This window comes from Cupriavidus pauculus (assembly GCF_003854935.1).
Taxonomy (GTDB): domain Bacteria; phylum Pseudomonadota; class Gammaproteobacteria; order Burkholderiales; family Burkholderiaceae; genus Cupriavidus; species Cupriavidus pauculus_C.
In genome coordinates this window covers 90,600-114,056 of sequence record NZ_CP033971.1, presented here as the reverse complement: position 1 = coordinate 114,056, position 23,457 = coordinate 90,600, and the positions used below count along the sequence as shown (strand labels likewise).

Annotated in this window: 19 protein-coding genes and 1 pseudogene; 10 read left to right on the top strand and 10 right to left on the bottom strand. The window is 61.6% G+C overall.

The features are described 5' to 3' along the window. Nucleotides 1–13 precede the first annotated feature (13 nt). The 7 genes from EHF44_RS27195 (at nucleotide 14) to EHF44_RS27165 (ending at nucleotide 7,847) form a co-directional block, all read left to right on the top strand. Entirely contained in the window at nucleotides 14–1,138 is a 1,125-nt protein-coding gene (locus EHF44_RS27195) for an efflux RND transporter periplasmic adaptor subunit (RefSeq protein ID WP_124686888.1), read from the top strand. Between the two features lie 9 nt (nucleotides 1,139–1,147). Next, the gene (locus EHF44_RS27190) at nucleotides 1,148–4,252 is read left to right on the top strand and encodes an efflux RND transporter permease subunit (protein ID WP_124686887.1); all 3,105 of its coding nucleotides are present in this window, start codon (nucleotides 1,148–1,150) and stop codon (nucleotides 4,250–4,252) included. A gap of 57 nt (nucleotides 4,253–4,309) precedes the next feature. After that, nucleotides 4,310–4,690, top strand: coding sequence for a hypothetical protein (locus EHF44_RS27185; RefSeq protein WP_124686886.1), 381 nt, complete (start codon nucleotides 4,310–4,312; stop codon nucleotides 4,688–4,690). A gap of 96 nt (nucleotides 4,691–4,786) precedes the next feature. Continuing rightward, the gene (locus EHF44_RS27180; protein ID WP_124686885.1) at nucleotides 4,787–5,755 is read left to right on the top strand and encodes a chromate resistance protein ChrB domain-containing protein; all 969 of its coding nucleotides are present in this window, start codon (nucleotides 4,787–4,789) and stop codon (nucleotides 5,753–5,755) included. A gap of 45 nt (nucleotides 5,756–5,800) precedes the next feature. After that, the gene (locus EHF44_RS27175) at nucleotides 5,801–7,009 is read left to right on the top strand and encodes a chromate transporter (RefSeq protein WP_124686884.1); all 1,209 of its coding nucleotides are present in this window, start codon (nucleotides 5,801–5,803) and stop codon (nucleotides 7,007–7,009) included. Nucleotides 7,010–7,031: 22 nt separating this feature from the next. Next, nucleotides 7,032–7,358: a rhodanese family chromate resistance protein ChrE gene (gene chrE, locus EHF44_RS27170; RefSeq protein ID WP_124686883.1), complete on the top strand. Its 327-nt coding sequence runs from the start codon at nucleotides 7,032–7,034 to the stop codon at nucleotides 7,356–7,358. A gap of 195 nt (nucleotides 7,359–7,553) precedes the next feature. Beyond that, nucleotides 7,554–7,847 carry a hypothetical protein gene (locus EHF44_RS27165; RefSeq protein WP_124686882.1) on the top strand — a complete coding sequence of 98 codons (294 nt, stop codon included), beginning with the start codon at nucleotides 7,554–7,556 and terminating at the stop codon, nucleotides 7,845–7,847. 479 nt (nucleotides 7,848–8,326) lie between these two features. Here the strand turns inward: EHF44_RS27165 and EHF44_RS27160 are convergent, their stop codons facing one another. From EHF44_RS27160 to EHF44_RS28515, 3 genes are all read right to left on the bottom strand, one after another. Further along, nucleotides 8,327–9,463, bottom strand: coding sequence for a hypothetical protein (locus EHF44_RS27160; RefSeq protein WP_124686881.1), 1,137 nt, complete (start codon nucleotides 9,461–9,463; stop codon nucleotides 8,327–8,329). 843 nt (nucleotides 9,464–10,306) lie between these two features. Then, the gene (locus EHF44_RS27155) at nucleotides 10,307–10,678 is read right to left on the bottom strand and encodes a hypothetical protein (RefSeq protein WP_124686880.1); all 372 of its coding nucleotides are present in this window, start codon (nucleotides 10,676–10,678) and stop codon (nucleotides 10,307–10,309) included. Further along, on the bottom strand, nucleotides 10,654–10,812 hold the full coding sequence (locus EHF44_RS28515; RefSeq protein WP_172966216.1) for a hypothetical protein: 159 nt from the start codon (nucleotides 10,810–10,812) through the stop codon (nucleotides 10,654–10,656). The genes EHF44_RS27155 and EHF44_RS28515 overlap by 25 nt, the downstream gene beginning before the upstream one ends. Nucleotides 10,813–11,554: 742 nt before the next feature. Here EHF44_RS28515 and EHF44_RS27150 point away from each other — a divergent pair. The 3 genes from EHF44_RS27150 (at nucleotide 11,555) to EHF44_RS27140 (ending at nucleotide 16,755) form a co-directional block, all read left to right on the top strand. Continuing rightward, nucleotides 11,555–11,974 (top strand): HU family DNA-binding protein, encoded by a 420-nt coding sequence (locus tag EHF44_RS27150; RefSeq protein ID WP_124686879.1) that lies wholly within the window; start codon nucleotides 11,555–11,557, stop codon nucleotides 11,972–11,974. Nucleotides 11,975–13,230: 1,256 nt separating this feature from the next. Beyond that, nucleotides 13,231–14,001 carry a YoaK family protein gene (locus EHF44_RS27145; RefSeq protein ID WP_124686878.1) on the top strand — a complete coding sequence of 257 codons (771 nt, stop codon included), beginning with the start codon at nucleotides 13,231–13,233 and terminating at the stop codon, nucleotides 13,999–14,001. Between the two features lie 1,569 nt (nucleotides 14,002–15,570). Then, a complete protein-coding gene (locus tag EHF44_RS27140; RefSeq protein WP_124687070.1) occupies nucleotides 15,571–16,755 on the top strand; it encodes an L-dopachrome tautomerase-related protein in 1,185 nt (394 codons plus the stop codon). A 211-nt stretch (nucleotides 16,756–16,966) separates the two neighbouring features. Here the strand turns inward: EHF44_RS27140 and EHF44_RS27135 are convergent, their stop codons facing one another. From EHF44_RS27135 to EHF44_RS27105, 7 genes and pseudogenes are all read right to left on the bottom strand, one after another. After that, on the bottom strand, nucleotides 16,967–17,812 hold the full coding sequence (locus EHF44_RS27135) for a DUF3626 domain-containing protein (RefSeq protein WP_124686877.1): 846 nt from the start codon (nucleotides 17,810–17,812) through the stop codon (nucleotides 16,967–16,969). Nucleotides 17,813–17,960: 148 nt separating this feature from the next. Further along, nucleotides 17,961–18,203, bottom strand: coding sequence for a hypothetical protein (locus EHF44_RS27130; protein WP_124686876.1), 243 nt, complete (start codon nucleotides 18,201–18,203; stop codon nucleotides 17,961–17,963). A 78-nt stretch (nucleotides 18,204–18,281) separates the two neighbouring features. Further along, a complete protein-coding gene (locus tag EHF44_RS27125; RefSeq protein WP_124686875.1) occupies nucleotides 18,282–18,530 on the bottom strand; it encodes a hypothetical protein in 249 nt (82 codons plus the stop codon). A gap of 1,406 nt (nucleotides 18,531–19,936) precedes the next feature. Beyond that, nucleotides 19,937–20,257, bottom strand: coding sequence for a hypothetical protein (locus EHF44_RS27120; RefSeq protein WP_124686874.1), 321 nt, complete (start codon nucleotides 20,255–20,257; stop codon nucleotides 19,937–19,939). A 148-nt stretch (nucleotides 20,258–20,405) separates the two neighbouring features. Next, nucleotides 20,406–20,627, bottom strand: a complete 222-nt coding sequence (locus EHF44_RS27115) for a DUF2188 domain-containing protein (protein ID WP_124686873.1) — start codon at nucleotides 20,625–20,627, stop codon at nucleotides 20,406–20,408. Between the two features lie 830 nt (nucleotides 20,628–21,457). Beyond that, nucleotides 21,458–21,643: pseudogene (locus EHF44_RS28780) on the bottom strand (hypothetical protein); the annotation flags it as partial. Between the two features lie 385 nt (nucleotides 21,644–22,028). Beyond that, entirely contained in the window at nucleotides 22,029–23,186 is a 1,158-nt protein-coding gene (locus tag EHF44_RS27105) for a hypothetical protein (protein WP_124686872.1), read from the bottom strand. Nucleotides 23,187–23,457 lie beyond the last annotated feature (271 nt).

Sequence of the window (23,457 nt, the reverse complement as noted above, 5' to 3'; positions counted from 1 at the left end):
AGGCTACGCGACCATGTACAAGACTTTGCTGCTGCTTGCCCTCGTCACCCTCGCCACGCTGCTGGCCGGCTATCCCCTGCACGCCGGGGCAGCGCCGGGCGCCCATGGCCCCGGGGGCGAACACTTGGACGCGCCGGGCGCGCCCGCCCCGGCCACCGGCCTCGCACGCCTGCCCGACGGCAGCGTACAGGTGCCCAAGCTGGCCCAGCGCCGCATGGCCATCCGTACCGCCTTGCCGCAGGCGGGCGAGCATCCGCAGACCGTGCCACTCAATGCCGCGGTGGTGATCGATCCCAACGCGGGCGGCCGCGTGCAGGCCGGCCATCCGGGCTGGATCGAAGCGCCGCGCGACGGCTTTCCGGTGCTGGGCCAGCGCGTGACCAAGGGCCAGCCGCTGGCCGTGCTGCGGCACAAGAACGAGCCGTTCGACATCGGCAACCAGCAGGCCCAGCTCGCCACGCTGACAGCCAACCTGCAGCTGGCGCGGCAGCGGCTGGCCCGGCTGGAATCGCTGCAGGACAGCATCCCGCGCAAGGACGTCGACGCCGCGCGCGCCGACGTGCAGAGCTTGGCCGGCCAGCGTGCGGCCGTGGCAACGAGCCTGCATCCCACCGACACGCTGCGCGCGCCGGCCGATGGTGTGATCGCGTCGGCCAACGCCGTGGCCGGCCAGGTGGTGGCCGCGCAGGACACGCTGTTCGAGATCGTCGACCCACACCGCCTGATGGTGGAGGCGCAAAGCCCCGATGCCGCGCTGGCCGGCCGCATCCGCGACGGCGTGCTGGCCACCGGCGGCCAGCTCGTCTTTATCGGCGCCGGCCGCAGCCTGCGCAACGGCGCCGTGCCGCTGACGTTCCGCCTGGCCGATGGCTCGGCCACGCTCGCGGTAGGCCAGCCGGTCACGGTGGTGGCGCGGCTGTCCGACGTGATGCCCGGCATCGCGCTGCCCAGCGAGGCCGTGGTACACAATCCGAACAACGAACCGGTGGTCTGGATCAAGTCAGGCGCGCAGCGCTTCATCGCGCAGCCGGTGGAAGTGCGCACGCTCGACGCAAAGACGGTGGTGGTAACGCGCGGCCTGTCGCCGGAGAACCGTGTGGTCGTACGCGGCGCGGCCCTGATCAACCAGATCCGGTAGGGGCACGCCATGTTCAACTGGATCGTTCGCGCGAGCCTGGGCAACCGGCTGCTGGTGTTGGCCGTGGCAGCCATGCTGATGGCGTACGGGTCGTTCATGGCCTGGCGCACGCCCATCGACGTTTTTCCCGATCTCAACAAGCCGTTGGTGACCGTGATCACCGAGGCCGGCGGCATGGCGCCGCAGGAAGTGGAGCTGCTGGTCTCGTTCCCCATCGAGACGGCGCTGAACGGCATGCCAGGCGTCACCCGTGTGCGGTCGGTGTCGGGCGTGGGGTTGTCGATCGTCTACGCCGAGTTCGACTGGGGCAGCGACGTGTACCGCAACCGCCAACTCGTGTCGGAACGGCTGGCGCTGGTCCGCGAGCAGTTGCCGGGCGGGCTCACGCCGATCCTGGGGCCGGTGTCGTCGATCATGGGCGAGATCATGCTCGTCGCGCTGCCCATCGACGTGGCGAAGGTTAGCCCGATGGTGGCGCGCGAGTATGCCGATTTCGTGCTGCGGCCCCGGCTGCTGTCGGTGCCGGGCGTCGCGCAGGTGATCCCGATCGGCGGCGAAGTGCGCCAGCTCCGCGTGGAGCCGTACACGGCGCGCATGGCCCAGTTCGGCGTGGCGCTGGCCGACGTCGCCCGTGCGCTGCGCGACTTCGCGGCCAACACCAGCGGCGGATTCATCGACCTGAACGGGCGCGAGTACCTGATCCGCAACCTGGGCCGCACTACGCGGCTGGAGGACCTGCGCGGGCTGGCCGTGGGTTACCGCGACAACGCGCCGATCCTGCTCGAACAGGTGGCGTCGGTACGCCATGCGGCCGCCATCAAGCGCGGCGACGCCGGATTCAACGGCCAGCCGGCCGTGATCGTCAGCGTCCAGAAACAGCCCGCCGCCGACACGGTGCAACTCACGCGCGAACTGGAACGCGCGCTGGGCGAGCTAAAGCAGGGGCTGCCGGCCGGCCTGGCCGCACCGCAAATCCTGTTCCGGCAGGCCGACTTCATCGAGGCGTCGATCGACAACGTGGTGGATGCGCTGCGCGACGGAGCCATCATGGTGGCCATCGTGCTTTTCGCCTTCCTGCTCAGCGCGCGCACGACGGCGATCTCGCTGATCGCCATCCCGCTGTCGCTGACGGTGACGGCGCTGGCATTCCACCTGCTCGGCCAGTCGATCAACGTGATGACGCTGGGCGGGCTTGCCATCGCCATCGGTGAGCTCGTCGACGACGCCGTGGTCGACGTCGAGAATATCCTGCGCCGGCTCCGGCAGCGCCGCGCCATGGACGCCCCGCCGCCCGTGCTGGACGTGATCTGGCGCGCGTCCGTCGAGGTCCGTTCCGGCATCGTCTATGCCACGCTGATCGTGGTGCTGGTGTTCGTGCCGCTGTTCGCGCTGCCGGGCATCGAGGGCCGGCTGTTCGCGCCGCTGGGCATTGCCTACATCGTCTCCGTTCTCGCGTCGATGCTGGTGTCGATGACGGTGACGCCGGTGCTGTCGTTCTACCTGCTGCCCGGCATGCAGCGCCTGGACCATCCCGACAGCCCGCTGGTGCGCTGGCTTAAGCGCGCCGAGATGCGGCTGCTGGACTGGGCCTTCCCGCGCACGCGGCTGGTGCTGGCCGCGGGCGGGGCGGCCGTGCTGCTGGCCGCCGCCACGGTGCCTTATCTGCCGCGCGCATTCCTGCCCAGCTTCAACGAAGGATCACTCGTGATGTCACTGCTGCTCCAGCCCGGCACGTCGCTGGCGGAGGCCAACCGCATGGGCGCGCTGGCCGAGACGCTGATACGCCAGGTGCCGGAAGTGGTGCAAGTGGGCCGCCGCACGGGCCGGGCCGAGCTGGACGAGCATGCCGAAGGCGTGCATTCGTCCGAGATCGACGTCGACCTGCGGCGCGCGGGTCGCAGCCGCGAGGCGGTGATGGCCGCGATCCGCGCGCAACTGGCGACGCTGCCGGCGTCTGTGGCCATCGGCCAGCCCATCTCGCACCGGCTCGACCACTTGCTCTCGGGTGTGCGCGCCCAGATCGCGCTCAAAATCTATGGTGACGACCTAGACACGCTGCGCGGGCTGGCCGAAACGCTGCGCAGCCGGCTGACGGGCGTCCCCGGGCTGGTCGACATTTCGGTCGAGAAGCAGGTGCTGATCCCGCAGGTCAACGTCCGGCTCGACTATCGCCGCGCGACACAGTACGGCATCGCCCCGGGCGACGCGCTGGGCGCGCTGCAGACGCTGGCCGACGGCACGCGGGTGTCGCAGGTGATCGAGGGCGTCAAGCGGTTCGACCTGGTGGTGCGGCTCCCCGATGCCGGCCGGACACCGCAGGACCTGGCCCGCGTCATGCTGCAGTCGCCGCGCGGCCCTGTGCCACTGTCGGCCATCGCCACGGTCGAGACGTCCGACGGCCCGAACCAGGTGGGCCGCGAGAACGGCCGGCGCCGCATCGTCGTGTACGCCAATACCGACGGCACCGACATGTCGCGCATCATCGGCGGGGTGCGCACGGCCATCGCCGGCGCGGGACTGCCGGGCGGCTACTTCGTGAGCGTGGAGGGCCAGTTCCAGGCCCAGGAGCAGGCTAGCCGGCTGATCGCGCTGCTGGCTCTGGGGTCGCTGGCGTTGATCTACCTGGTGCTGTACTCGCGCTACCGCTCGCACCGGCTGGCGCTGGCGATCATGGCCAACATACCGCTGGCGCTGATCGGCAGCGTGGCGGCGATGTGGATCGGCGGCCTGACGCTGTCGGTGGCGTCGATGGTGGGCTTCATCACGCTGACGGGCATCGCCACGCGCAACGGCATTCTCAAGGTCAGCCACTACATCAACCTGTGCCGGTTCGAAGGCGAGCCCTTCGGCATCCCGATGCTGGTGCGCGGGTCGCTCGAGCGGCTCACGCCGGTGCTGATGACCGCGCTGGTGGCCGCCTTCGCGCTGGTGCCGCTGCTGGTCTCGGCCGACGCACCCGGCAAGGAAATTCTGCATCCGGTAGCCGTGGTCATCTTTGGCGGACTGCTCAGTTCCACGCTACTAGACGCAGTGCTGACACCCGTCATCGTGTGGCGCTTTGGCCGCGAGCCGATCGAGCGGATGGTCCGCGAAGGCGGCCAGGCGCCGTACTGAAATCACAGGGTCCAGCGGCGACGCCCTCGCAAGTCGCCCATTTCCAGGAGCATTCCGATGAAAAACTTGATCGCCATTGCCATCGCCGCCGCTGCCATGCTCGGCTCGGCTAGCCTGGTCCACGCGCACGGTGCCAGGCCGGCGCAGTACGGCGGTGTGGTCCAGACCGCCAGCGACCTGCAGTTCGAACTGGTCGGCAAGGACGGCCAGGTCAGCCTGTATGTCGACGATCACGACAGTAGAAAGCCGGTTGCAGGCGCCGCCGGCAAGCTGACCGTGCTGGCTGGCGCGGACAAGAAGGAAACCGCGCTGGTGCCGTCCCGGGAAAACGCCCTGGTGGCCCGCGACCCCATCGCGCTGCCATCCGGCGCCAAGGCCGTGGCCACGGTAACGTTTGCCGACGGGAAGACGGTGACAGTGCGGTTCGCGGTGAAATAGGGTGAGGCGGGCGACCGGCCGTTACGCCGGATGAATCATTTTTGTAGCGAGCTCTACACGGTTGCAGAGGCCACTACAGGCCCGTAACCTGTGGGCATGAATTCGCTATCCAATTCGCAGGCATGGCGGCTACTCGTCGTCAGCCTGCCGACGTCGGCCGCTACCGCCCGCATGCGCCTCTGGCGCGGCGTCAAGGCATTGGGCGCCGCCGCATTACGTGACGGCGTCTACTTGCTGCCTGACCTCCCCGGACTCCAGGATGCCTTGCAGGCCCTGGCCGCCGATGCTGCGGGGGAGGATGGCAGAGTCTGGGTGCTGTCGGTCTACGCCACGGACATGGAGCAGGAAAGTAGCTATCGCGCACTGTTCGACCGGACCAGCGACTACGCGACGTGGACGCAGGAGCTTGCTACGGCCCGGGCCGCCATCGGCGACGCCGACGAGGCAGAACTGCTGCGTCTGGCGCGCCGGTACGCCCGATCGCTCGAAGCCATCCGCCGGATCGACTACTTCCCCGATGCGGCATCCCGACGCGCTGACGCCCACTGGCGCGACTTCCATGGTGCCATCGACCGCCTGCTGTCCCCGGGAGAGCCTCAGGGCGCGCGCGGCAGCACTCCGCGCCGCGACCCGGGGCAGTACCAGGGCCGGCATTGGGCGACCCGGCGCCACCTGTGGGTAGACCGCGTGGCCAGTGCCTGGCTGATTCTGCGGCATATCGATCCACACGCCACGTTCCTGTGGCTGGAAGATGTCCGGGACTGCCCTGCAGACGCGCTCGGGTTCGATTTCGACGGTGCCACATTCACGCACATCGGCGACCGGGTCACGTTCGAGGTACTGGTGTCCAGCTTTGGCCTTGACGAGGACCGGGCGTTGTCCCGCATCGGGCAGATGGTGCATGCACTCGACGTCGGCGGCATCCCTGTGGCGGAGGCCAGCGGTTTCGAGGCCGTGTTGGCCGGCGCACGCGAACGATTGTCCGACGACACGGCGCTGCTTGACGAAATCGGTCGGGTCCTCGACTCGCTGTACGCCCACTTCGCTCGTCCCCGCCTGCGCTAACGGGACTGTCGGCACACCTTTTAACCCCGAAACCTTATCTCGACCATGCTCCCGACGCCCCCGTCCAATGTGGTTGTTCCGCCGCCGCCCGAACGCGAGTTGCCGCGCTACACGCTGCAGCAGCTCGTGCTGTACTTCCTGCGGCTGGGCGCGCTGGGCTTCGGCGGGCCCGTGGCGCTGGCCGGCTACATGCACCGCGACCTCGTGGAGCAGCGCGGCTGGGTGTCCGATGCCGACTACCGCGAAGGGCTGGCGCTGGCGCAACTGGCGCCGGGCCCGCTCGCGGCGCAGCTTGCGATCTATTTGGGCTATGTGCACTACCGCGTCACGGGCGCCACGCTGGTGGGCATCGCGTTCGTTCTGCCATCGTTCCTGATGGTGCTGGCGCTGGGCTGGGCGTACGTGCGGTTTAACGGCTTGGCGTGGATGCAGGCAGTGTTCTACGGCGTGGGCGCCGCCGTGATCGGCATCATCGCCATCAGCGCCTACAAGCTGACCCGCAAGAGCGTGGGGACCGACTGGCTGCTATGGGCGATCTACCTCGTGCTGGCCGTCGTCACGGTGGTCACCGAATCGGAGATGGCGTGGATGTTCCTGGCCGCCGGCGTCCTGGTCTGGTTCTGGCGCGCGCCGCCGCGCTGGCTGCGGCGCGGCAGCCTGCACGCCATGGCGGCGGTGCCGGTGCCGGCGGCCGCCGGGGCGCTGGGCTACGTCGACTGGCCGCTGCTGGCGCAGGTCGGCGTGTTCTTTGCCAAGGCGGGCGCGTTCGTGTTCGGCTCGGGCCTTGCCATCGTCCCGTTCCTGTATGGCGGCGTGGTGACCGAGCACCAGTGGCTGAACGACAAGCAGTTTGTCGACGCGGTGGCCGTGGCCATGATTACCCCGGGGCCGGTGGTGATCACCGTGGGATTCATCGGCTATCTCGTGGCGGGGCTGCCCGGCGCCTGCGTGGCGGCGGGGGCCACCTTCCTGCCCTGCTACCTGTTCACCGTGCTACCGGCGCCGTACTTCAAGAAGTACGGCCGGCTGCCGGCCATCCTGGCGTTCGTGGACGGCGTCACCGCAGCCGCCATCGGCGCCATCACCGGCGCCGTGATCGTGCTGGCCAGGCGCTCGATCATCGACCTGCCGACGGCGCTGCTGGCCTTGGCCGCCGTCGTGCTGCTGTTGCGGTTCAAGAAACTGTCCGAACCGATGATCGTCGCGGGTGCGGCGCTGATCGGTCTGTTAGTCTACCCATTGTTGCGGCATTGACTGATACCGAAGGCGGAGCATTATGCCTAATGCCACCTACCCTCACGCCCTCGCTCGGGCGCTTACGCAATCCAACTCGCCATATGTTATCGACGTTCGCCGCCAGCCAGCATTTGAAGCTAGCGACGGCATGATCCCTGAATCGGAGTGGCGGGATCCAGAGCATCTCGCCGAGTGGATTACGACGCTTGACGCCCAACGGTCCATCGTTCTGTACTGCGTCCATGGAATGGAGGTCAGTCAAAACTGCGCCGCCCTACTGGAAGCCGTAGGTTTCGACGCAACATATCTGGTTGGTGGCTATGCCGCCTGGGTTGCCGGCGCGCATCCAACCAAACCCAAACCCTAGCGATAGCAACACGGCGTGATCGAACTCAACTGAGCGTTATCTGCTAGCCTGCGGCGTCTGCAAGCACCAATGCTGACCTGACAGATTAGTTCGTGCCCTGTTCGGGCGATGGCAATTTGACCCTAAAAGTTCATCATCCATGGACCGCAGTGCTCGAAGCCAGTTTACTGAGCACTCTACCTCCGGAGCCAGTCCATGAACTTTATCGAACCGATCATCTGTCAATGTGGGGTCAAGGTGCAGATCCACGAATACCTCATGGATCTTGGCGAGGATGAGCCGCGAGATCGTGGCTATTGCCCGGTCTGCTGCCGTCTATTGCTCGAGATGGACCGTCCGGGCATTTTGGTGACGGAGGTCGTCCTTCCCGGGGACAAGCTCAAATGCGGCGACGGTGATCGCCACTTGGGCCTGCCGCCCGGATACGACGACGAGGACTGGCCTTTCCCAACCCTCACGGCACTGTTGCGGCGACAAGAGGGCAAATGAGCAACCGCGTGAATCGGCTGCCTAGCCGAACTTGACTTGGCGCGAATCCAGGTAGCTTGGACGTACTCGCTAACTACGCAAGGATTCCATCATGGCGCCATCCACATGCAACGCTTCGCCCGTTCGTGACGTAGGCAACGTCACAGAGCTTGACATTCGTGTCGCAACTGCGCTCAAACATTGGCTCGAGAACGATGTATTTTGGAAGCAGCAGCCTCGGAGAGATGTCTTTCGATTTGGCCCAAGCCCCTCGAGATTGCATTTCAAGGGCAGAGGTGCGCAGCTTGTGGGACGCGGTTATCGGCTCGCTCCAATCCTGGCGCTCCGTCCCCACTCGAGCAACGATTCCTGCGTGTGGCGATGTCGACTGCAATAGCTGCGACCTCATCCCGATCGCTGGATGCTCAAACCCTACGCTTCTGAATGAAAGCTGAAAGTGGACGTCAGGCTAACTGCAATGTCTGTCTAACGATCGCTTGTCACGCGTCTGCAGCAGGTTCTGACCGATTACGAATCCACTCGGCAAACGCTTCGTCTTCGATCCGATAGTCCCCCATTGCCAGGCGCGTGACGAGGTTTGCCGCTAGTAGCCGCCTCAGCGCGTGACCTGTAGTGTTGCGCGTCGCTACCTTGCCAATCATTTTGCCCAGCCTTTCCAAAGTCGCCGCGGAATGCAGGTCGGACTCACCTCGGGCCAGAAGATACAAGAGGGCGCGGTCGGCAGGTTTCATATCGCGCCATTGCGCCAGCGAATGCTCATCGGAAAATACCGAGGCCTTGGTGTAAGCCAGCGCGGCAGCCTCGCCCTGAGGTTGGTACATCATGTACCGCTCAATGAATCGTTTGAAGAATTCGGGCGTGCGATGTAGTTCCTCAAAGGCACGCTTGCCTTGCTCAAGGGTGAGCTTCTGGCGCGCCATGCTGTTCAGCAGCTTGACCGTGAAGGAGACAAATTCGTCGCCGAGCAGGGGAAACGGCTCAAGCGGCGCCCAGTTATAGAACGGCTCAGATGCTCGCGCAAACATTGCGCGCAGCGTTGTCTCGGAACTGCCGGCGAAGATCACCTTGATGCGATCTTTCCGGATATCAAGCGCGGCCCGCAACGCGTGCGCAAAATCGCTGTGGTCCGTTCCGGCAAGCACCTGTGCTTCGTCGATGACAAGTAGAAGCGGCTTCTTCGCTCGGTCTATTTGTTTTAGCACCTCATGCAGTGCGATGGTCCGGTCCGAGCCCGACTTCCCCAATTCGGCTTCAAGAGTCCCCTCCCCTACGCCGGTCAGCTTGGCACTCGCCTTTACCTTCTTGACCGGTGCGCCAAGCCTGGCCATCAGCGCACCCGCGCCTTTGGGCTCGAGCGCGTGGGTAAGTGCCGCAACGAGGGCTGTTTCCGGGGAGGACCTGTTATCCCAAAGGTTCGTATACGCAGTCAGGTAACCCCCTGACACGGCCGCTGGCAGGAGGTCCCGACGCAGGAACTCAGTCTTTCCCATGCGACGGCGAGCAAAGAGTCCACGCGCGGCTGACAGGCCGAGCTCGAACGCGCTCAGATACGCCTGCGCCAGTTCGGGCCGAGCAAAATGCCACGGATCGGGAAGATTCTTCTCAGTAGATCTCATACAAATTGAGAATTCTCAAAATTCTTGAGAAGACATGATACAAGGACAGCTCAAGACTGAACAGGGCGAAGACGGTTAGGGCGATAGACCAAGCAATGAACTTCACACATGGCCGCAGTACTGCACACCGTGGCAACCTTTACTGGCGAAGGGCTGCCCGTGGCCTTGGCCTTCTCGGCATACTGAGAATTGCCATCGAAAAGCGGACCCTATGACCGACCTTTAGCCTTCCGGTTGTCCTTGTTTTTGCACGGGTGTTCGACCTAGGGGATCCAGCAGATTTTGACGAGGAATCTTCACCATAGGCCGGCGCGCGGGGGGCGCACATAAGATCACAAATTTTGTTTTGACTTTCACGCTTGAAAATAGGAAACGGACGCTTTGCAAATATCGACGCCCCTTCGCACCATGACCTAGAAGCGGGTCATCTACGTCATTTAGGCCATGGTCGGAGTCCATGAAAATTTCATCGCCCCCCGATTCTTAGCGCACTTTACTTAACGCGTCCACGCCATCCCCGCCCTACGCTGGGTGTCTGGGAGTTCGTTCCGTTCGGGTCGACACTGATGACCCACAACACGACACCTCCCGCCACGCGCTCGATACCTTTATTCGCTAATACAGTGAAGCTGCTAACCGCTTTAGCGTCGGGCTCGCGGAGTTGGACATGGCGCCGTCGGAACGGTGAGCATAGCTATAGGCACTCTTGCCTAGCAGGGGCCGGGCTTCCCCCAATCATGACACCTAGCGCCGGCCAGACACGAACATTGATTACCGGGAGACGCCATACCCAAGGGCCTCCCTCTCGCGCGACGTATTGACGTCCGGTTCTCGGGGGGCCGATCAGGAGCAATTTTGACGATAGCTCTGCTGCAACCGCTTTAATGTTTTATCGCGCTCCAGCTTGGGAATGGCCCGCCCTTGCGCACTGGTAGTCGCGGTGCCAGGGGACGTATAGGTGCGCTTCCGATCGGTCTCTTCGATGTCGCGTCGCAGTTGGTCGCAACGAGCGCGGCGCTGCTCCTCGTAGCTTGCGTCCGATTTGTTCTCCGGGTTGACCGCGGATGGCGGCCGATAGGGGTTGCTACCTTCCTGTACGGCCTCAGAGATCGCCGACGCCGCGCTTCCATTGTTCTGAGATTGCCCCCTGGCCGCGCCCCCGGGAAGCAGGGCTACCAGCAAGGCGACAGTCAGCAGACGCCGAGTCGTTTCCATAACGCCTCCATAGAAGGTGAAACATTGCGCTCTACCGCAACAGTAGCATGGTCTACGCGAAAGCCGAGGCCGCTTTTGGTCAGATCCTGAGCCAACTTCGCCGCCCGGTAAATCTGCACGACTTCCTCGTCCATGACGAATTCATAGCCCAGCCAACCCTACTTCAGCCGGGAGGCCCTCGTTGCGCAGGTACGCCATGCTCGCCAGCCAAAACCTCCTGGATACACGAGCTGAACAAGGGGGGCACATGGTCACCACTCTCTCTTTGGCCGTCTACGCCCTCACCGACTTGGCCGCGCTTCTCGTCGACTGCGGTGGATTATCCGGAACGATCCAAGCTTCGCATGGGAAAGTAGCGATGCGCTGCGCCGTGCTTGATTGTTGTTGGCGCAAGCTGCAATGGTGTAGGCCCTCATCAAACGCCGGCGAGCGGGCAAGGTGCTGCACACACTGTCCGGATGGCTTTGCACTTGTTCCACCCCCTGCAGGAGGGCGGTATCCACCGTCGGCAATAGCGGTTCGGTCGGTCAGCAGGAACAAGCATCTCTCGCCTCCCGCTCGACTCATATCTCGGCGGCATCGCCCCGCAGCGTCACGATGACTAGCCCGTCGCGGTTCCACCCCAGGGCTACTGTATGTGAAGCGCTGCCCGACCAGGCCCGAAACGTGGAAGCCACCATGCGGCGGCCCAACCCGCCTCAGCGGCAGGCCAGCCTGCGCCAGCAGTATCGAAGCCTTCGTGACCGACAGTACCGCCTGGAATGCCAGGCTCAGACAGTTAGCGATTCACCCCGTTGCGCACTTCGGGGCGAATTCGCTAAGCTCCATGGATCCGGCCAGCATGCACAGGCCGGCACTAAGAAACTAAGGAGATTTATGGCAACGAAGAAGATGGCCGCCCCGAAACCTGCGGCAAAGAAAACGGCCGCCCCCGCAAAGAAGGCCGCAGCGGCCAAGAATGCAGCAGCCGCCCCAGTGGCGAAGCCGCTGAAGGACACGTTCAATAGGACCAGTCTGCTCGCACACTTGGTAGAACAAACCCAACTGGACAAGAAGACCGTTCAGACCGTGCTTGCTCACCTGGAGAACACGATCGTGGGCGCAGTGCACAAAAAGGGCGCAGGCGAATTCACCTTGCCGGGCCTCTTCAAGGTTTCTGCCGTCCAGGTGCCAGCAACAAAGAAGCGGTTCGGCAAGAATCCCTTCACGGGCCAGGAGCAGTGGTTCGCGGCCAAGCCTGCATCGGTGAAGGTGAAGGTGCGGCCCTTGAAGAAACTGAAGGACGCCGCGCTATAAGCCGCGAGGGACGTCCAAACCAGAAAAGGGAGCTTGCTCCCTTTCTCGCCATGCCGGCACACGCGGGTCCACCAACTCTATTAAATATGATCGCCGGATCTCCCGTGTCGCGCTCCTAACTGCCATCTTCATACAGCCACGGATGAATGGTGCGTGTAGCGCTTCAGCGCGCAGCCCCGCTGGTAAATTGTGTTCAAAAACAAGTTCCGAGCTAGCAAGAACAAATCGGGTTGTTGGCAACTCCTCATTATTAGCCTGCCCTGCTGACAGCTGCCGCCGACTGTGCCCGTTGACCACCCCGTGCAACCCCGGCAATCATGCTTTGAGGTGTCCGCAGCGGCATGGCTTCTTGCATGAGAGCTTTGTGCACGCTCGTAATCTTATGACGTGGGAGCATCTAGGCCGGCTTGATCGTCGTCAACCAGATGCAAGTTTGCACCCAATAACGCTCTAGCAGCGGCTATGTTCGCATGGCAATAAACACTCGATGGCCGCTGCCAAGGGAGACATGCCATGTTGAGCGCCCATGAAATCGCCGCATTGATGGTGCTCGGCTCGCTGGGATATTCCCGCGATATCGATCGGCGCGATCTGGCTGCACTTGCCGCCCGCAACTTGGTACACATTACAAATGCATCGGTCGCGTCCACTTCAGCATGCCTTACACCGGCCGGATACCAAGTACTTAGCGCTGTGCAGCGCGCCTTCCCTGGCACGGCGCGAAGGGGACCGTATAGCCCCCGCGGTGTCAGCCAATCACCCAGCAGGTCAGCCGATCATGACCGTACCTGAAACCTGATGCGCGGCACGGGCCTCACCCCCCAATTGTGGCGATTTAACAAGCGTCCAGCTGCGGCGAATGCGCAGGCCCCGGTGCGAAACAACCTCACTCAGCGGTCTGAGCCACCGAGCCTTCCCGCATGCCGCCTGATGATCGCCGCGTCCCGCCGCGCTCATGTGCGCCCATAACGCTCAACACCGCGCAGGGAACGACCGAAGCAGCACGATGTCGGCGATAGGCTGAACTGCCTCACGGCGGTTGACATGTCGCACCGGACTGCTCAGCCAATCCGACACAATCTGGCTGTCCTATTGCTGGAAGTACGGCTACCGATAGTGCCGGTCTTGCCTAGAGCGCTGATGGCGTATATGCGCCTCACTAACGTTGGCCTACGCACCCAATACTGGTTTGCATTGGGGCGAGCGCGTGATAGAAAATCACTTCATGCCTTAATCTAGCCGACCGTATATGGATTATGCGACGCTTTAGCTATCTTACCCACCGGCACCGCACACCTTCCTCCAACCTCGCGCTTGGCCTGCTGCTGGCGCTGAATGCGGGCGCTATTAACGCGGGCGGCTATATCGTTCTGCAACGCTATACGTCGCACATGACCGGCTTTGCTTCCCAGGTTGCAGACGGTGTGGTTCTCAGCGATTTCGAATTGGGGGTCGCTTCCGCGGCAGCGCTTGTCTCGTTCACCATCGGGGCTGCGACGACCTCGATGCTTGTGAATTTCTCCCGCCGCATCCGCGCCCGCAATACCTACGCTTTGCCTCTCTTGTTGGAAGCCGCCCTGCTGTTCCCTTTCGGGGTCCTCGGGACAGCGACTTTAAGCTGGCAAACACCGTTCGCTGCGCCGGCCACTGTCTTGCTGCTCTGCTTCATTATGGGATTGCAGAACGCCATCGGTTCCAAGACGTCGGCCGGAACAGTCCGGACTACGCATATGACCGGCAATATCACCGATGTCGGAATCGAGCTGGGGAAGATGCTTTATTGGAACCGGCGTGAAGTGTCTAAGCACGTCTCGGTACGCGCCGATGTGCCCCGTCTGCAGCGTAGCGGTGGGCTGCTGTTGTCTTTTATTCTCGGTGGCATGGCTGGTGCGGCTGGATTCCAAAGCATTGGCTTTGTTTTCGTAACTCCATTTGCCTGTCTTCTGTTCGCTCTGGCATGGATTCCCGCCAGGGCAGACTTCGTTCGCCGCGGCAGCACCGAGGGTCGGCATGCGAGCCGATCTTGAACTGTCTTATCTGGAGTGGATCCACACGCGTCTCGAACATTGGCCGTTGAGCCCCGCCGAGAGTTAGCGCTATCGTTGTATGTATGCGGTTTCTCTGGAACGTTTTAGAGTAACAGACCCAGGCTTTTCCCTGCTCCCGCCATCCCACCTGTCCGGTTCTGGCGCTGAAAGCGGGAGAGGTCGGCTCACACCGCCTGTCGCTCTCTCGCGCGCGTCCTCTCTAGAACCTCCACCGCAAAGCCACCGGGCCGGTTTGGTCTTGGTTGCCGCCGCCGAACTGGCCTGTGTAGCGCAACGCAACCGTAGCCAACGGCCTAGACGGCAAAGTCGGCGCGTAGTTCGGCCAACGCCGCGTTCTGGGCTATTGGAGCGCCGGTCACTGGGAACGGTTGACTACCGTCGAACGCAAGCGTGGCCGCCGGGCGTATATCGCCGAAAGCATGACGCTAGCCTGCTCCCATAGACTGTTGGGTCAGAACCGCTGAGGCTTGCCTTGGTTGTCGCTTTTGAACGACTCCGCTTCGGTGGTCCAGACGCGGGACAGATCAGGTTTCGACAGCGATCAGCGACGCGAGGCAAACGCCGCAGATAGCCACTCTCCTGGAAATAGGACGAACTGACGCTCGTTTTGCACTCAGGTAGCCAGAAGCGGCGCCAAACAGAACCGAAAAAAAAGCCACGGCCGGATGGTCGTGGCTGAATGCAAAGGGCCAATCTCTTGGCAAACAAAGAATGTCACGCGCGGCCTCTACTGGGAATAGCCCGATCGGGTCAGGCTAGTATCTGCATTGTCAGGGATGCGAAAACTCGTACTCCCTCTCTCGGCCCCCGAATGCCTTTGTCTAGCGGAATCTAGAGCCCAATGACGGTGTGGCGCTCAGCCACTCGCATGCCGCCGGTCGTAGTCAAAGTAATCTTGCTCTTAAATCCGGCCGTCACGGGGCCCGGACAGCTTCGGCCAAGCCGCGCTATGTAGAAGCTAGCCGCCCTCTGAACCGTCTCGGATTTCCAGACACGCCCGAATGTATCGGGCTCGAAGTTTGCGCCCGTGATTAAGTCTGCTGTGCGCTGGCGTACTGGCCACAAGCACCTCAGCTTCATGGCGGACTTCCCCCACACACGATCTCCGGCCCGCTCTTCCAGTCCGCTCCCCCAGCCATGGAAGCGGTACCTCGGTGCCGTCGTGTACCTGGTCCAAGGCCCCAAGCAGGCGCATCGCCACTTGACGGACCATTGGAATGTCGGGGGCCGGAGATGGCACCGGCAGACCGCGGCCGATTTTGGTACCCAATGGCCGGAAAACACGCACTGTACAAATGCACAGTATGCGCCACCCGGCCCCAGTAGGGCTACTAGGACGGCTCTCGGTCCCATTCGGCGTCCGTGGTCAGCCGACCGACACTCCATTTTCACAATACGAGTGAAAGTCCTGCCGCATTCCTCATGTTTCTCGACAAGCTGCTAGCGCAGAAGATATCCCCACGAACTCATCGCGCCGCCCTTGAATTTTCAGACGCGAATGAACTGGAAAGCTTGGCAACCAAAAGACAATCGACTGGGACTTTTATGATGAACTCAACACTGAACGACGGAACTTGGGCTCGCTACACTCGGGGACTGCTAGTGGGCGCTGTCACCACGGCGGCGGCCTGGCTGACTCCGCTCGGCGCTTCCCTTGCCGCAGCCCCATCACCAGCTTTGGAAGCTGTCGCAATATTCAACGGAGCCATGCCCACCGGCGTCACGGTCGCCGAAGGCGGCCGGATCTTCGTCAACTTTCCGCGCTGGGGCGATGATGTCCCGTTCACCGTCGGAGAGCTTCGGGACGGCCAGGTGCGCGCATACCCCGATGCAGCAGTCAATAAACCCGACAATTCGCGGCCAGGGGACACCTTCCTCAGTGTTCAAAGCGTGGTGGCCGACGGCCAGGGGCGGGTCTGGGTACTTGATACCGGGGCTCCGAATTTCTCCAACCCAGCCCCAGGCGGAGCCAAGCTGGTCGCAATCGACCTGAAAACTGACCAGATTGCAAAGACCATCGTCTTCCCTCCCGACGTCATGCTTGATCGGACCTACGTCAATGACATGCGCTTCGACTTGCGCATCGGGAGGTCCGGCGTCGCGTATATCACGGATTCTTCGCTCTCCGGCACCGGGGGACTGATCGTAGTAGACCTGGACACGGGTAAGGCTGTCCGCCGCCTCACTGGCCATCCTTCGACGTCGGCTGATCCATCGTTCCGCCCGGTCGTTGAAGGCAAGCCAATGCAAGCGCGAGACGCTTCCGGCAATATCAGCCCGTTTACCGTGGCCTCCGACGGCATTGCGTTAAGCCCGGATGGCAAGACGCTTTACTACTCTCCACTATCCAGCCGACATCTCTATTCGGTGCCGACCGCCATGCTGCGCGATCCGACATTGACGGACGCGCAGATCGGAAAGGCGGTCTCAGACCTTGGCGAGAAAGGCGCATCCGACGGGTTGGAGTCTGATGCTAATGGCACGGTCTACGCCAGCGACTATGAAAACAATGCCATCCGAACATTAGGCACGTCCGGTACGTGGAAAACTCTTGTGCAGGATGACCGGCTACTTTGGCCCGACACGCTTTCGGTTGGCCCAGACGGCTATCTTTATGTCACGGCCAACCAGTTGCATCGCCAGGCGGGATTTCAAGGCGGTAAGGATATGCGCGTGAAGCCCTACGTGCTGTACCGGCTGCACATTGGAGTAAAGCCTGCGCCTACTCGTTGAGCGAAATGCACAGTACTTCCACGTGAATGAGACGCTCCCCTCTGCGCCGTCCATGCTTTCCTCGACGACGGTGTACAAACGGTACCGATCGGAACGGCGCCGGCGCCGGCCGCGTCAGGCAGTAGCCGTCATCCACCGAACCTACTTCCAATCCGCCCGGCGCGGCGCAGAACATCAGTCACGTGGGCGAGCGAACGATCCTGGACGTGGCTTAGCGGTGATTGCTGTTGCCGAAACGGGCCAGGCAGTGCCACACCTGCTTAAGCATCTGAGGATCATACTGGCCGCTGCGCGCGGCCTCGCCAATCCGTACCGGCGTGAGTGGGTGTGCGCCGGCCAGGGACGCAGCTAGTTTTGCGACAGCCGACCCACGGTACTCGGACTGTCGGCGCAGCAGATCCGCTTCTGCGCGAAACCCGGCGTGCCATTCGACACGACAGGGCAATGCATGAGCAAGCGCCTCGACGTCGCTATGCCGGAACGATGGGTCAAGCACGATAGCCTCCACGTCGCGCTCAATCACCACGCCACCATGAACATGGGCCTCAATGTAATGGTCAAGCGGGTCGCCATGAGTAACCGCAGCAGCCAGACGTTCGACAAGGGCGAAACGGCCGGCCACGCCAAAATGACTCGGCTCGTAGACGCTGTCCGGGTGGCAAAACGTCGTACGAGACAGCACGCCGGATGCAAGCCGTAAATGCGCCGACCCAAAGCGGGGCGCCGCGCCAGCGGATGCATGGCCTACATTCAGCGCGCCATAGCGCGGCCGCTCGGAAGCGGGTGCTGTGTCATAAGCCTGCCCGAAGATTCGGCTTTCCCATTGCCAGCGATCGCCACCGGGATAGGCGGACAGCCCCCCATTGCTCGTGCCAGTTTCGAACTGAGTTCGATACACGCCATCTTCCGCCAACACTGCCAGTAGAGGCCGACCACGAAAGATTCGATCGGGGTGGAAGTTCAGCGTTACACGCCAACCCGGATCGACCGGCTTGCCCGCCGATATTGCGGCAATGTGGGCCCATGCCCTGGCGGCGGAGGTGAGGGCTAATGACATGGTGTCGTAGAATCGACTTCAGGGAAACGATTTGGCCAATTCTACGGGCAGCACCCTGACCGCCTATAGAATTGATTGACACTTGCGCCCAGGAAAGATGTTGTATCTCTCCCGCGTCATTGCCCCGCAATTGATCAGGCCTCGCGCTTTACTGTATGGGCGGCACGGTGCCGAGCTTCTCTGCCAGCATGCGCTCATAAACGCCAAAATGCGTATCCACCTCAGTCTGACTTACGACGACGACGTCGATCGTGACCTGTTCAGCCTTCAGGCCGAAAATCGTGGCCAGCGCCACTGCCCTGCTGCAGTGGAACACCGTTGGGATTGCCGAGCGCAACAACGGCCATTCGTGGCGCTGCAGGCGATGGACATGCCTGGCGACCCGAAGCACGACTCACGAAAGTCGTGTTGCTTCCTGATGCAATTCAGTACGCCGAAGAAAAAACCACTTCTCTAGCAAAGCGGCTGTCTAGCCGCTCCGACGCTGAGAGCGTTGAAGATCGGCGCCGTGATTTTTAATTCGCTGGAGCTGGGTAGCCCTTACCTCTAGCGCACGCAGCGCGTTCTCCATGGCGGCCAAAATTCGGGTTTGCTCAGTGATATCAGCCCCGGCCGACGCAAGAGCTTCGATGGTTGCTTTTTGCCCTGCAACTTCCGCTGCCAGCTGTTTTCGAAACCGCTCCACGACGATTAGGTCTCGTAGGATCACGCGTCGCATCTATCTCCCTCCCCCTTTGCAGGGAATGTACCGCACCCCCCTTTGGAAGAGACCGTTCGAAACGCCAACGTTATGTACGCCGCCGATAATCGTTGTGGTCTATGGGGGCGGGGTTGTAGCCGGCCCGCAAAATGCATGCTACGTACCGTAGCGTCGGCGGTCCTTCATACACTTGCCGACGCTTTGCTCTCAAAGCTCTTCATTCTCTGCGCTTTGCGCCGCACCGCTAGCACAAGGGCCGTTTTTTCTCAAGTCGACAACACACGTCCAATTTCGAGTTGGAAGAGCAAGCTCTTCTCAAAAGAATCTGTATTGCGCCGTCTCATGATCGGAGAACTCCATGCTTGCGGACGTCTATAAAGGCTACACAGTAAGAGCGTTTGTATGGAAGCTGTGGAATGAACAGTTTGAGGCGTCGGCCGGCGTAGACCTCGCTAGCCGTCGAGTGGGCGCCTCGGGGGCACTCGCATGCTTTCCCACGTCCGAGGAAGCTCAAGCACTGGGGCTTGCTTGGGCCAAAGACTGGGTAGATAGCCAGGTGAGCCGCTGAAAGCGACGCTTTCTATGGAATCGTCCAAGCAGCGTGATTCAGAAGTCATAGTCCCAAGAGCGGCTGCACAAGTCCAGGTGCAATGTATACCCCTAACTATCGCGCGACCGACTGTGGAGCGCCCCGCGATAATTTCGCAGGCTTTGCCAGCGTATCCGGCGGGCCGGCCTGCGCGGTCCTTTAACAAAAAAAACCACGGCCGGGGTGGTCGTGGCTAAATGCAAAGGTGGCCACTTTCTTGTCACGCCTGCATGGCACGTGTTGACATAAACGTGAAATGGTGCTAAAAAGTCACGACAGGATCTGTGTTTCCAGCCGACATCTCCCAGGTGCTTAATTTCCTCCTACCCGCGAACGCTGTAGTCCATTCAAGGATCGAGCTTCGCACGAAAGCCGGCGCATCCATAGAACCGGCATTGCCCCTTCCTATCGGGAGCCTGTCGCTCCTGATGTTGCGCCGCTACCGCTTGCACTACCGCTACTGGTACCGCTAGTGCCCGTCAAGAGCAGTGCCAGGGCGGCTGCCTCCGCTGCGGGAATCGGTGGGCGCAACGCTACCTGACCCCGCTGCGGAGCCGGAGCCTGTTCCGCTACCTGCTGCAGTGCAGCCGCCCAGTACCGCTCCCAGCATTGCAAACGTCGCTGCCATTGTTCGGGTTTTCATCATCTTCGTCTCCTTGTTCTCACTAGAGGTCCGTCGGACGAGCCCGTCCCCCGACCTTCGTCCGCATAGCTTGTACCAATGCCGAGCGAAGGGGCAGGCGCGCATCAGCGCACACTTCCTGCAATTGAGCGTTAACTTTACTGGTAGCCCACTATGAAGAAACGACACACAGGTGTAAGACCTTCGCTCTGCCTACGTGGCGGGAAAACTCACCTTAGTGACGCGATGGCGATCTGAATCGGCTCTGCGCAATTCGAGAACAAACTTGCTGCGCGGTGCATGCGCGTTCCGATTGTCCAGATGACACCACATGGTGACGCTATCGCCAGCGGCGTCGCGATACTCAAATCGATCGTCCACATTCGGGCCCTCGTGGGGGCACGGGATGCGAACCATCCCAAAGCGCTGGATCGCAATCACAACGTCGTTGTGATCCAGCGATTCTTCGGCCTGCTGTAGGGCTGCAGCAAGCACGTCATAAACGTGGGCAGCTTTGCGGACTACATCTGGCATGGTGAGTTCTTTGGCTGTTGCAGCCACTTTGCTGGAGGCATGGCGCGGTTTCCGTTCGCTAACGGACTATGGGCGCAAGCCGGCAGAAGTTTCCCGGATAACAGCGGCAAGAACAGCACCCAAGCCGTGGGCGGTACTGATGGTGTGACTAGCCCCTATGAACGGGCCGGCCATGGCAAAAAGATTCCCTTACACGGATTCGCCCATCGCGCCCATGGATGAGCAACTCGGCCTTCTCGCGTTTTGCCAGCTCGGTACCTGCCGCGATGGCTTCCTCCTGCGTTACGAAGATAGAGTGCGCGCCGCCATCCGGCACTTCGACCGCCCATCCCTCGCCTGAGGGCACCACATGGATGCCTCGGTTCGCCATGATGCCTCCATAGAATAGTTGACCCGGTTAAAGCTTGAACCGGGCGGCGTATCGCTAGAGATTAGCGATGAACAACTCCCGGGCAAAAAAATGCCGCAGCCAGACGACGCTGCGGCGCAAGATTTAGGGTCGAGTTGCTGTTTCCAGCACCGAGATACTGAACTTATCACTCGGAGTTCGATAGCGGACGTAAGAGGTAGGTGTACGTCCTACAGCAGGGCGGCCATCCTAATCTGCAATTAAGGTTTGAAGTCTATTATTCTGCGCCCTTAAGCATGTATGCGGCGCAGGCCTCTATCTGGAACAGCAAAAGCGGCGAAATCGCCGGGAATACGAAACGGAAGGAGCCGCGCAGGGATAGGGTGGGTAAGAGTCCGTATAGCCGCGTAGTGGTTAGGGAGTGGGGAGGTATTCCGTCGATCATTTTTCCACTCGCGCCACGAATGTTTCACCATTCGCCACCGCGCGACGCCGAGGCACGGACCCCGTCCATCTCCACCTGCCGCGCCGACGGGCATGATCTCCGCGGAAGCTCCCCGACGGACCATTTTAGTCATGCCGCGACATACTGCTACCCGCCATATATGGGGGTCTCAGCGTGAGCCAGCCTACCGACACACGCACTTTCGCAGGCCGTACCGCTCAATCCGACCTGGCTCCGGAAACAAGTGCTCATTCGATGATTGAGGCTGAAAAGAAGATCCAAGCTATGATCTTCACCGAACCGCTGCCGCTCGGGCCCCAGCCAAGACCATCTCCCTTCCTCAACCCCACGCCAAGTCTTCGAACTTGCACAATTGGCACGTGAGTGCCGATACACGAAATGGCGGCGCGACGATCTCGATGGAATTGTCCGTGGCTCCGATATTCACCGGGGGGGATGCCCCAAAGCGGCCGGAGCGAATGCTTGACGGGAAGCCGCCGAACAAGCTCGCCACCTGCCTTTGGACGCGGTCGAGTTCGTTGAAGAGGTCAGCCCAATGGAAAGGTTGCTCATGGTCGTATCCTCCTTCCATGCAGCGAGGAGGCGAATGGCATACGCGCTCCCATCGACCTGCCAAGCTGCTGGCAAACAAACAGAAACACGCAGCGCGCGCGTTGGTCGTCGACTGCCTGAGCGAAAATGTAGCTTGCCACCCAAATTTCAAGTGGGCAGGTTTGGCGAATCGCCAAGAAACGGATTCAGCCCGTACGGTGTTCTTACGTCACATTTATACTACTCCACAACGCGTCGAAATTCGCCCTGCTCCCCGTCTGCATCAGGTCTCCGGCGACCCGCATTGGATGGCACTGAGGTGGAATGATCGAACCCTATGAGCCCGCGACACACTTCACGGCCGATCTACGACCGCGCGCTTGCCTGTAGTCCGCACGGGGGTGGCGGGTAGCTAGTGGCGCCCACTATTTGGGCGCGGGAAAGGGAACAAAGCGTTCTCCATACTCAAGCTCGTTTTCAGTGCGCACCGCACTGAGTCGCAGCGCGCTCTCGTAGTGTTTGAGAAGGAGATCCCTTTGGCGGCAGGAAATGACGGCCAACTTCATGCCACGCCGGAGGCCGAGCATCCCGCGAAGCTTCACGATTTTTGGCGACATCCACATCTGTCCGCTACTTGAGAAAGCTATGTGTCCGATATTAAATAATGCGGCAATGTTAGGAGCAAGTAAGAGCGCCTCATCCACTCTCAGCAACCTCGGGGGCGCGTCTCCGGATTGCCTGGAGATTGGCGTGGCGCAGAGAATCTCGGGGATCCCTAAACCGGAAACCTGACACCGCCCCATATGCCGTTCCATCAACGCCTCACGCAGAGCTCCAGATAGAGGATCGGACCATGGAAGGAGCATTGCGTCTTCCAACGCCACAGTTGGATTCCCGTCCAGCGTCTTACGTTCAGCGAAGCGGGCCGTTGAAGTGAATACCCCCGGTTGATCGCCTCTCAAGAGGACCTCAAAGCCTAGCGCAACAAGACGAGCGTGCCAGTTTCCGCCGATGGTGAAAGTGAAATCTTTTGGTTGCAGAGGGCGCTGCCCGGAATGCGCTGATGCCAAACCAAGTATGGCTTTGGGCGGGAACGGCTCCGGCGGGCTTTCAAGATCGACAGATATCCATACGTTGTAGCGCGAACTAGGCCTATAGGAAGGCCTAATCTTTCCCTGCTTCCATTCCCTGGCAGCGGCAACGATATGCTCGGCCAAAATGTAATCAGGGCGCGCCAACGGCAGCGACTCGCGTGGATCTATCCCTGACTGAGCGTCCACTCGCCGCAGAGATCCCACGCTGCGCCTTTGGATTGGAAAACCAAGCTCGGCGAGGCGTTGACGCCAAGCTTGGTCGTACTGGCCCACAACCGCCTTCGAGATGGGAATCCCTAGCTTGGAGCTTGCGGCCCTCAAAAGGTCTCGTGGGGTGAACCACTCGTCCCCCACATTGACACCATAATTCTTGGAATGGCTTCGCTCCGCCGGCCTACGCACAAGGTGCGAGGCCGCTTCTCTGACATCTGCAGCTCCGATCAATGCGACATTCACATATTTCTTAGCATGGGTGACTGAACGGTCCATCCTAGTCTCGCTGCCCCCGGGCGGGTACGGTAAGAAGAAAGCATGCCGGGAAGCCTACGACCGCTAGCTTCCAGTTCAGCGATACTCTGCCGATTGAACAAACAATATAGGCTATTGGCGATCCAGCGCCTTCGCATCTTCCATATGCACGTTCTCGAATAATCTAAATTTGCGAACGCGAACCGTCAAGCACAGTGGCGGCGACTCCGACGGCTGGCACGCGATCGTGGTACCGGCAACGACGTACTCAGACAGTCTCTCGTTCGCCATT

Bases quoted from the DNA above. Each gene is read 5' to 3' on its own strand.
- EHF44_RS27135 (WP_124686877.1), bottom strand. From the start codon at position 17,812: ATGTCATTAGCCCTCACCTCCGCCGCCAGGGCATGGGCCCACATTGCC.
- chrE (WP_124686883.1), top strand. From the start codon at position 7,032: ATGCCTAATGCCACCTACCCTCACGCCCTCGCTCGGGCGCTTACGCAA.
- EHF44_RS27145 (WP_124686878.1), top strand. From the start codon at position 13,231: ATGCGACGCTTTAGCTATCTTACCCACCGGCACCGCACACCTTCCTCC.
- EHF44_RS27125 (WP_124686875.1), bottom strand. From the start codon at position 18,530: ATGCGACGCGTGATCCTACGAGACCTAATCGTCGTGGAGCGGTTTCGA.
- EHF44_RS27175 (WP_124686884.1), top strand. From the start codon at position 5,801: ATGCTCCCGACGCCCCCGTCCAATGTGGTTGTTCCGCCGCCGCCCGAA.
- EHF44_RS27150 (WP_124686879.1), top strand. From the start codon at position 11,555: ATGGCAACGAAGAAGATGGCCGCCCCGAAACCTGCGGCAAAGAAAACG.
- EHF44_RS27195 (WP_124686888.1), top strand. From the start codon at position 14: ATGTACAAGACTTTGCTGCTGCTTGCCCTCGTCACCCTCGCCACGCTG.
- EHF44_RS27140 (WP_124687070.1), top strand. From the start codon at position 15,571: ATGAACTCAACACTGAACGACGGAACTTGGGCTCGCTACACTCGGGGA.
- EHF44_RS27160 (WP_124686881.1), bottom strand. From the start codon at position 9,463: ATGAGATCTACTGAGAAGAATCTTCCCGATCCGTGGCATTTTGCTCGG.
- EHF44_RS27180 (WP_124686885.1), top strand. From the start codon at position 4,787: ATGAATTCGCTATCCAATTCGCAGGCATGGCGGCTACTCGTCGTCAGC.
- EHF44_RS28515 (WP_172966216.1), bottom strand. From the start codon at position 10,812: ATGGACGAGGAAGTCGTGCAGATTTACCGGGCGGCGAAGTTGGCTCAG.
- EHF44_RS27115 (WP_124686873.1), bottom strand. From the start codon at position 20,627: ATGGCGAACCGAGGCATCCATGTGGTGCCCTCAGGCGAGGGATGGGCG.
- EHF44_RS27120 (WP_124686874.1), bottom strand. From the start codon at position 20,257: ATGCCAGATGTAGTCCGCAAAGCTGCCCACGTTTATGACGTGCTTGCT.
- EHF44_RS27165 (WP_124686882.1), top strand. From the start codon at position 7,554: ATGAACTTTATCGAACCGATCATCTGTCAATGTGGGGTCAAGGTGCAG.
- EHF44_RS27190 (WP_124686887.1), top strand. From the start codon at position 1,148: ATGTTCAACTGGATCGTTCGCGCGAGCCTGGGCAACCGGCTGCTGGTG.
- EHF44_RS27155 (WP_124686880.1), bottom strand. From the start codon at position 10,678: ATGGAAACGACTCGGCGTCTGCTGACTGTCGCCTTGCTGGTAGCCCTG.
- EHF44_RS27185 (WP_124686886.1), top strand. From the start codon at position 4,310: ATGAAAAACTTGATCGCCATTGCCATCGCCGCCGCTGCCATGCTCGGC.
- EHF44_RS27105 (WP_124686872.1), bottom strand. From the start codon at position 23,186: ATGGACCGTTCAGTCACCCATGCTAAGAAATATGTGAATGTCGCATTG.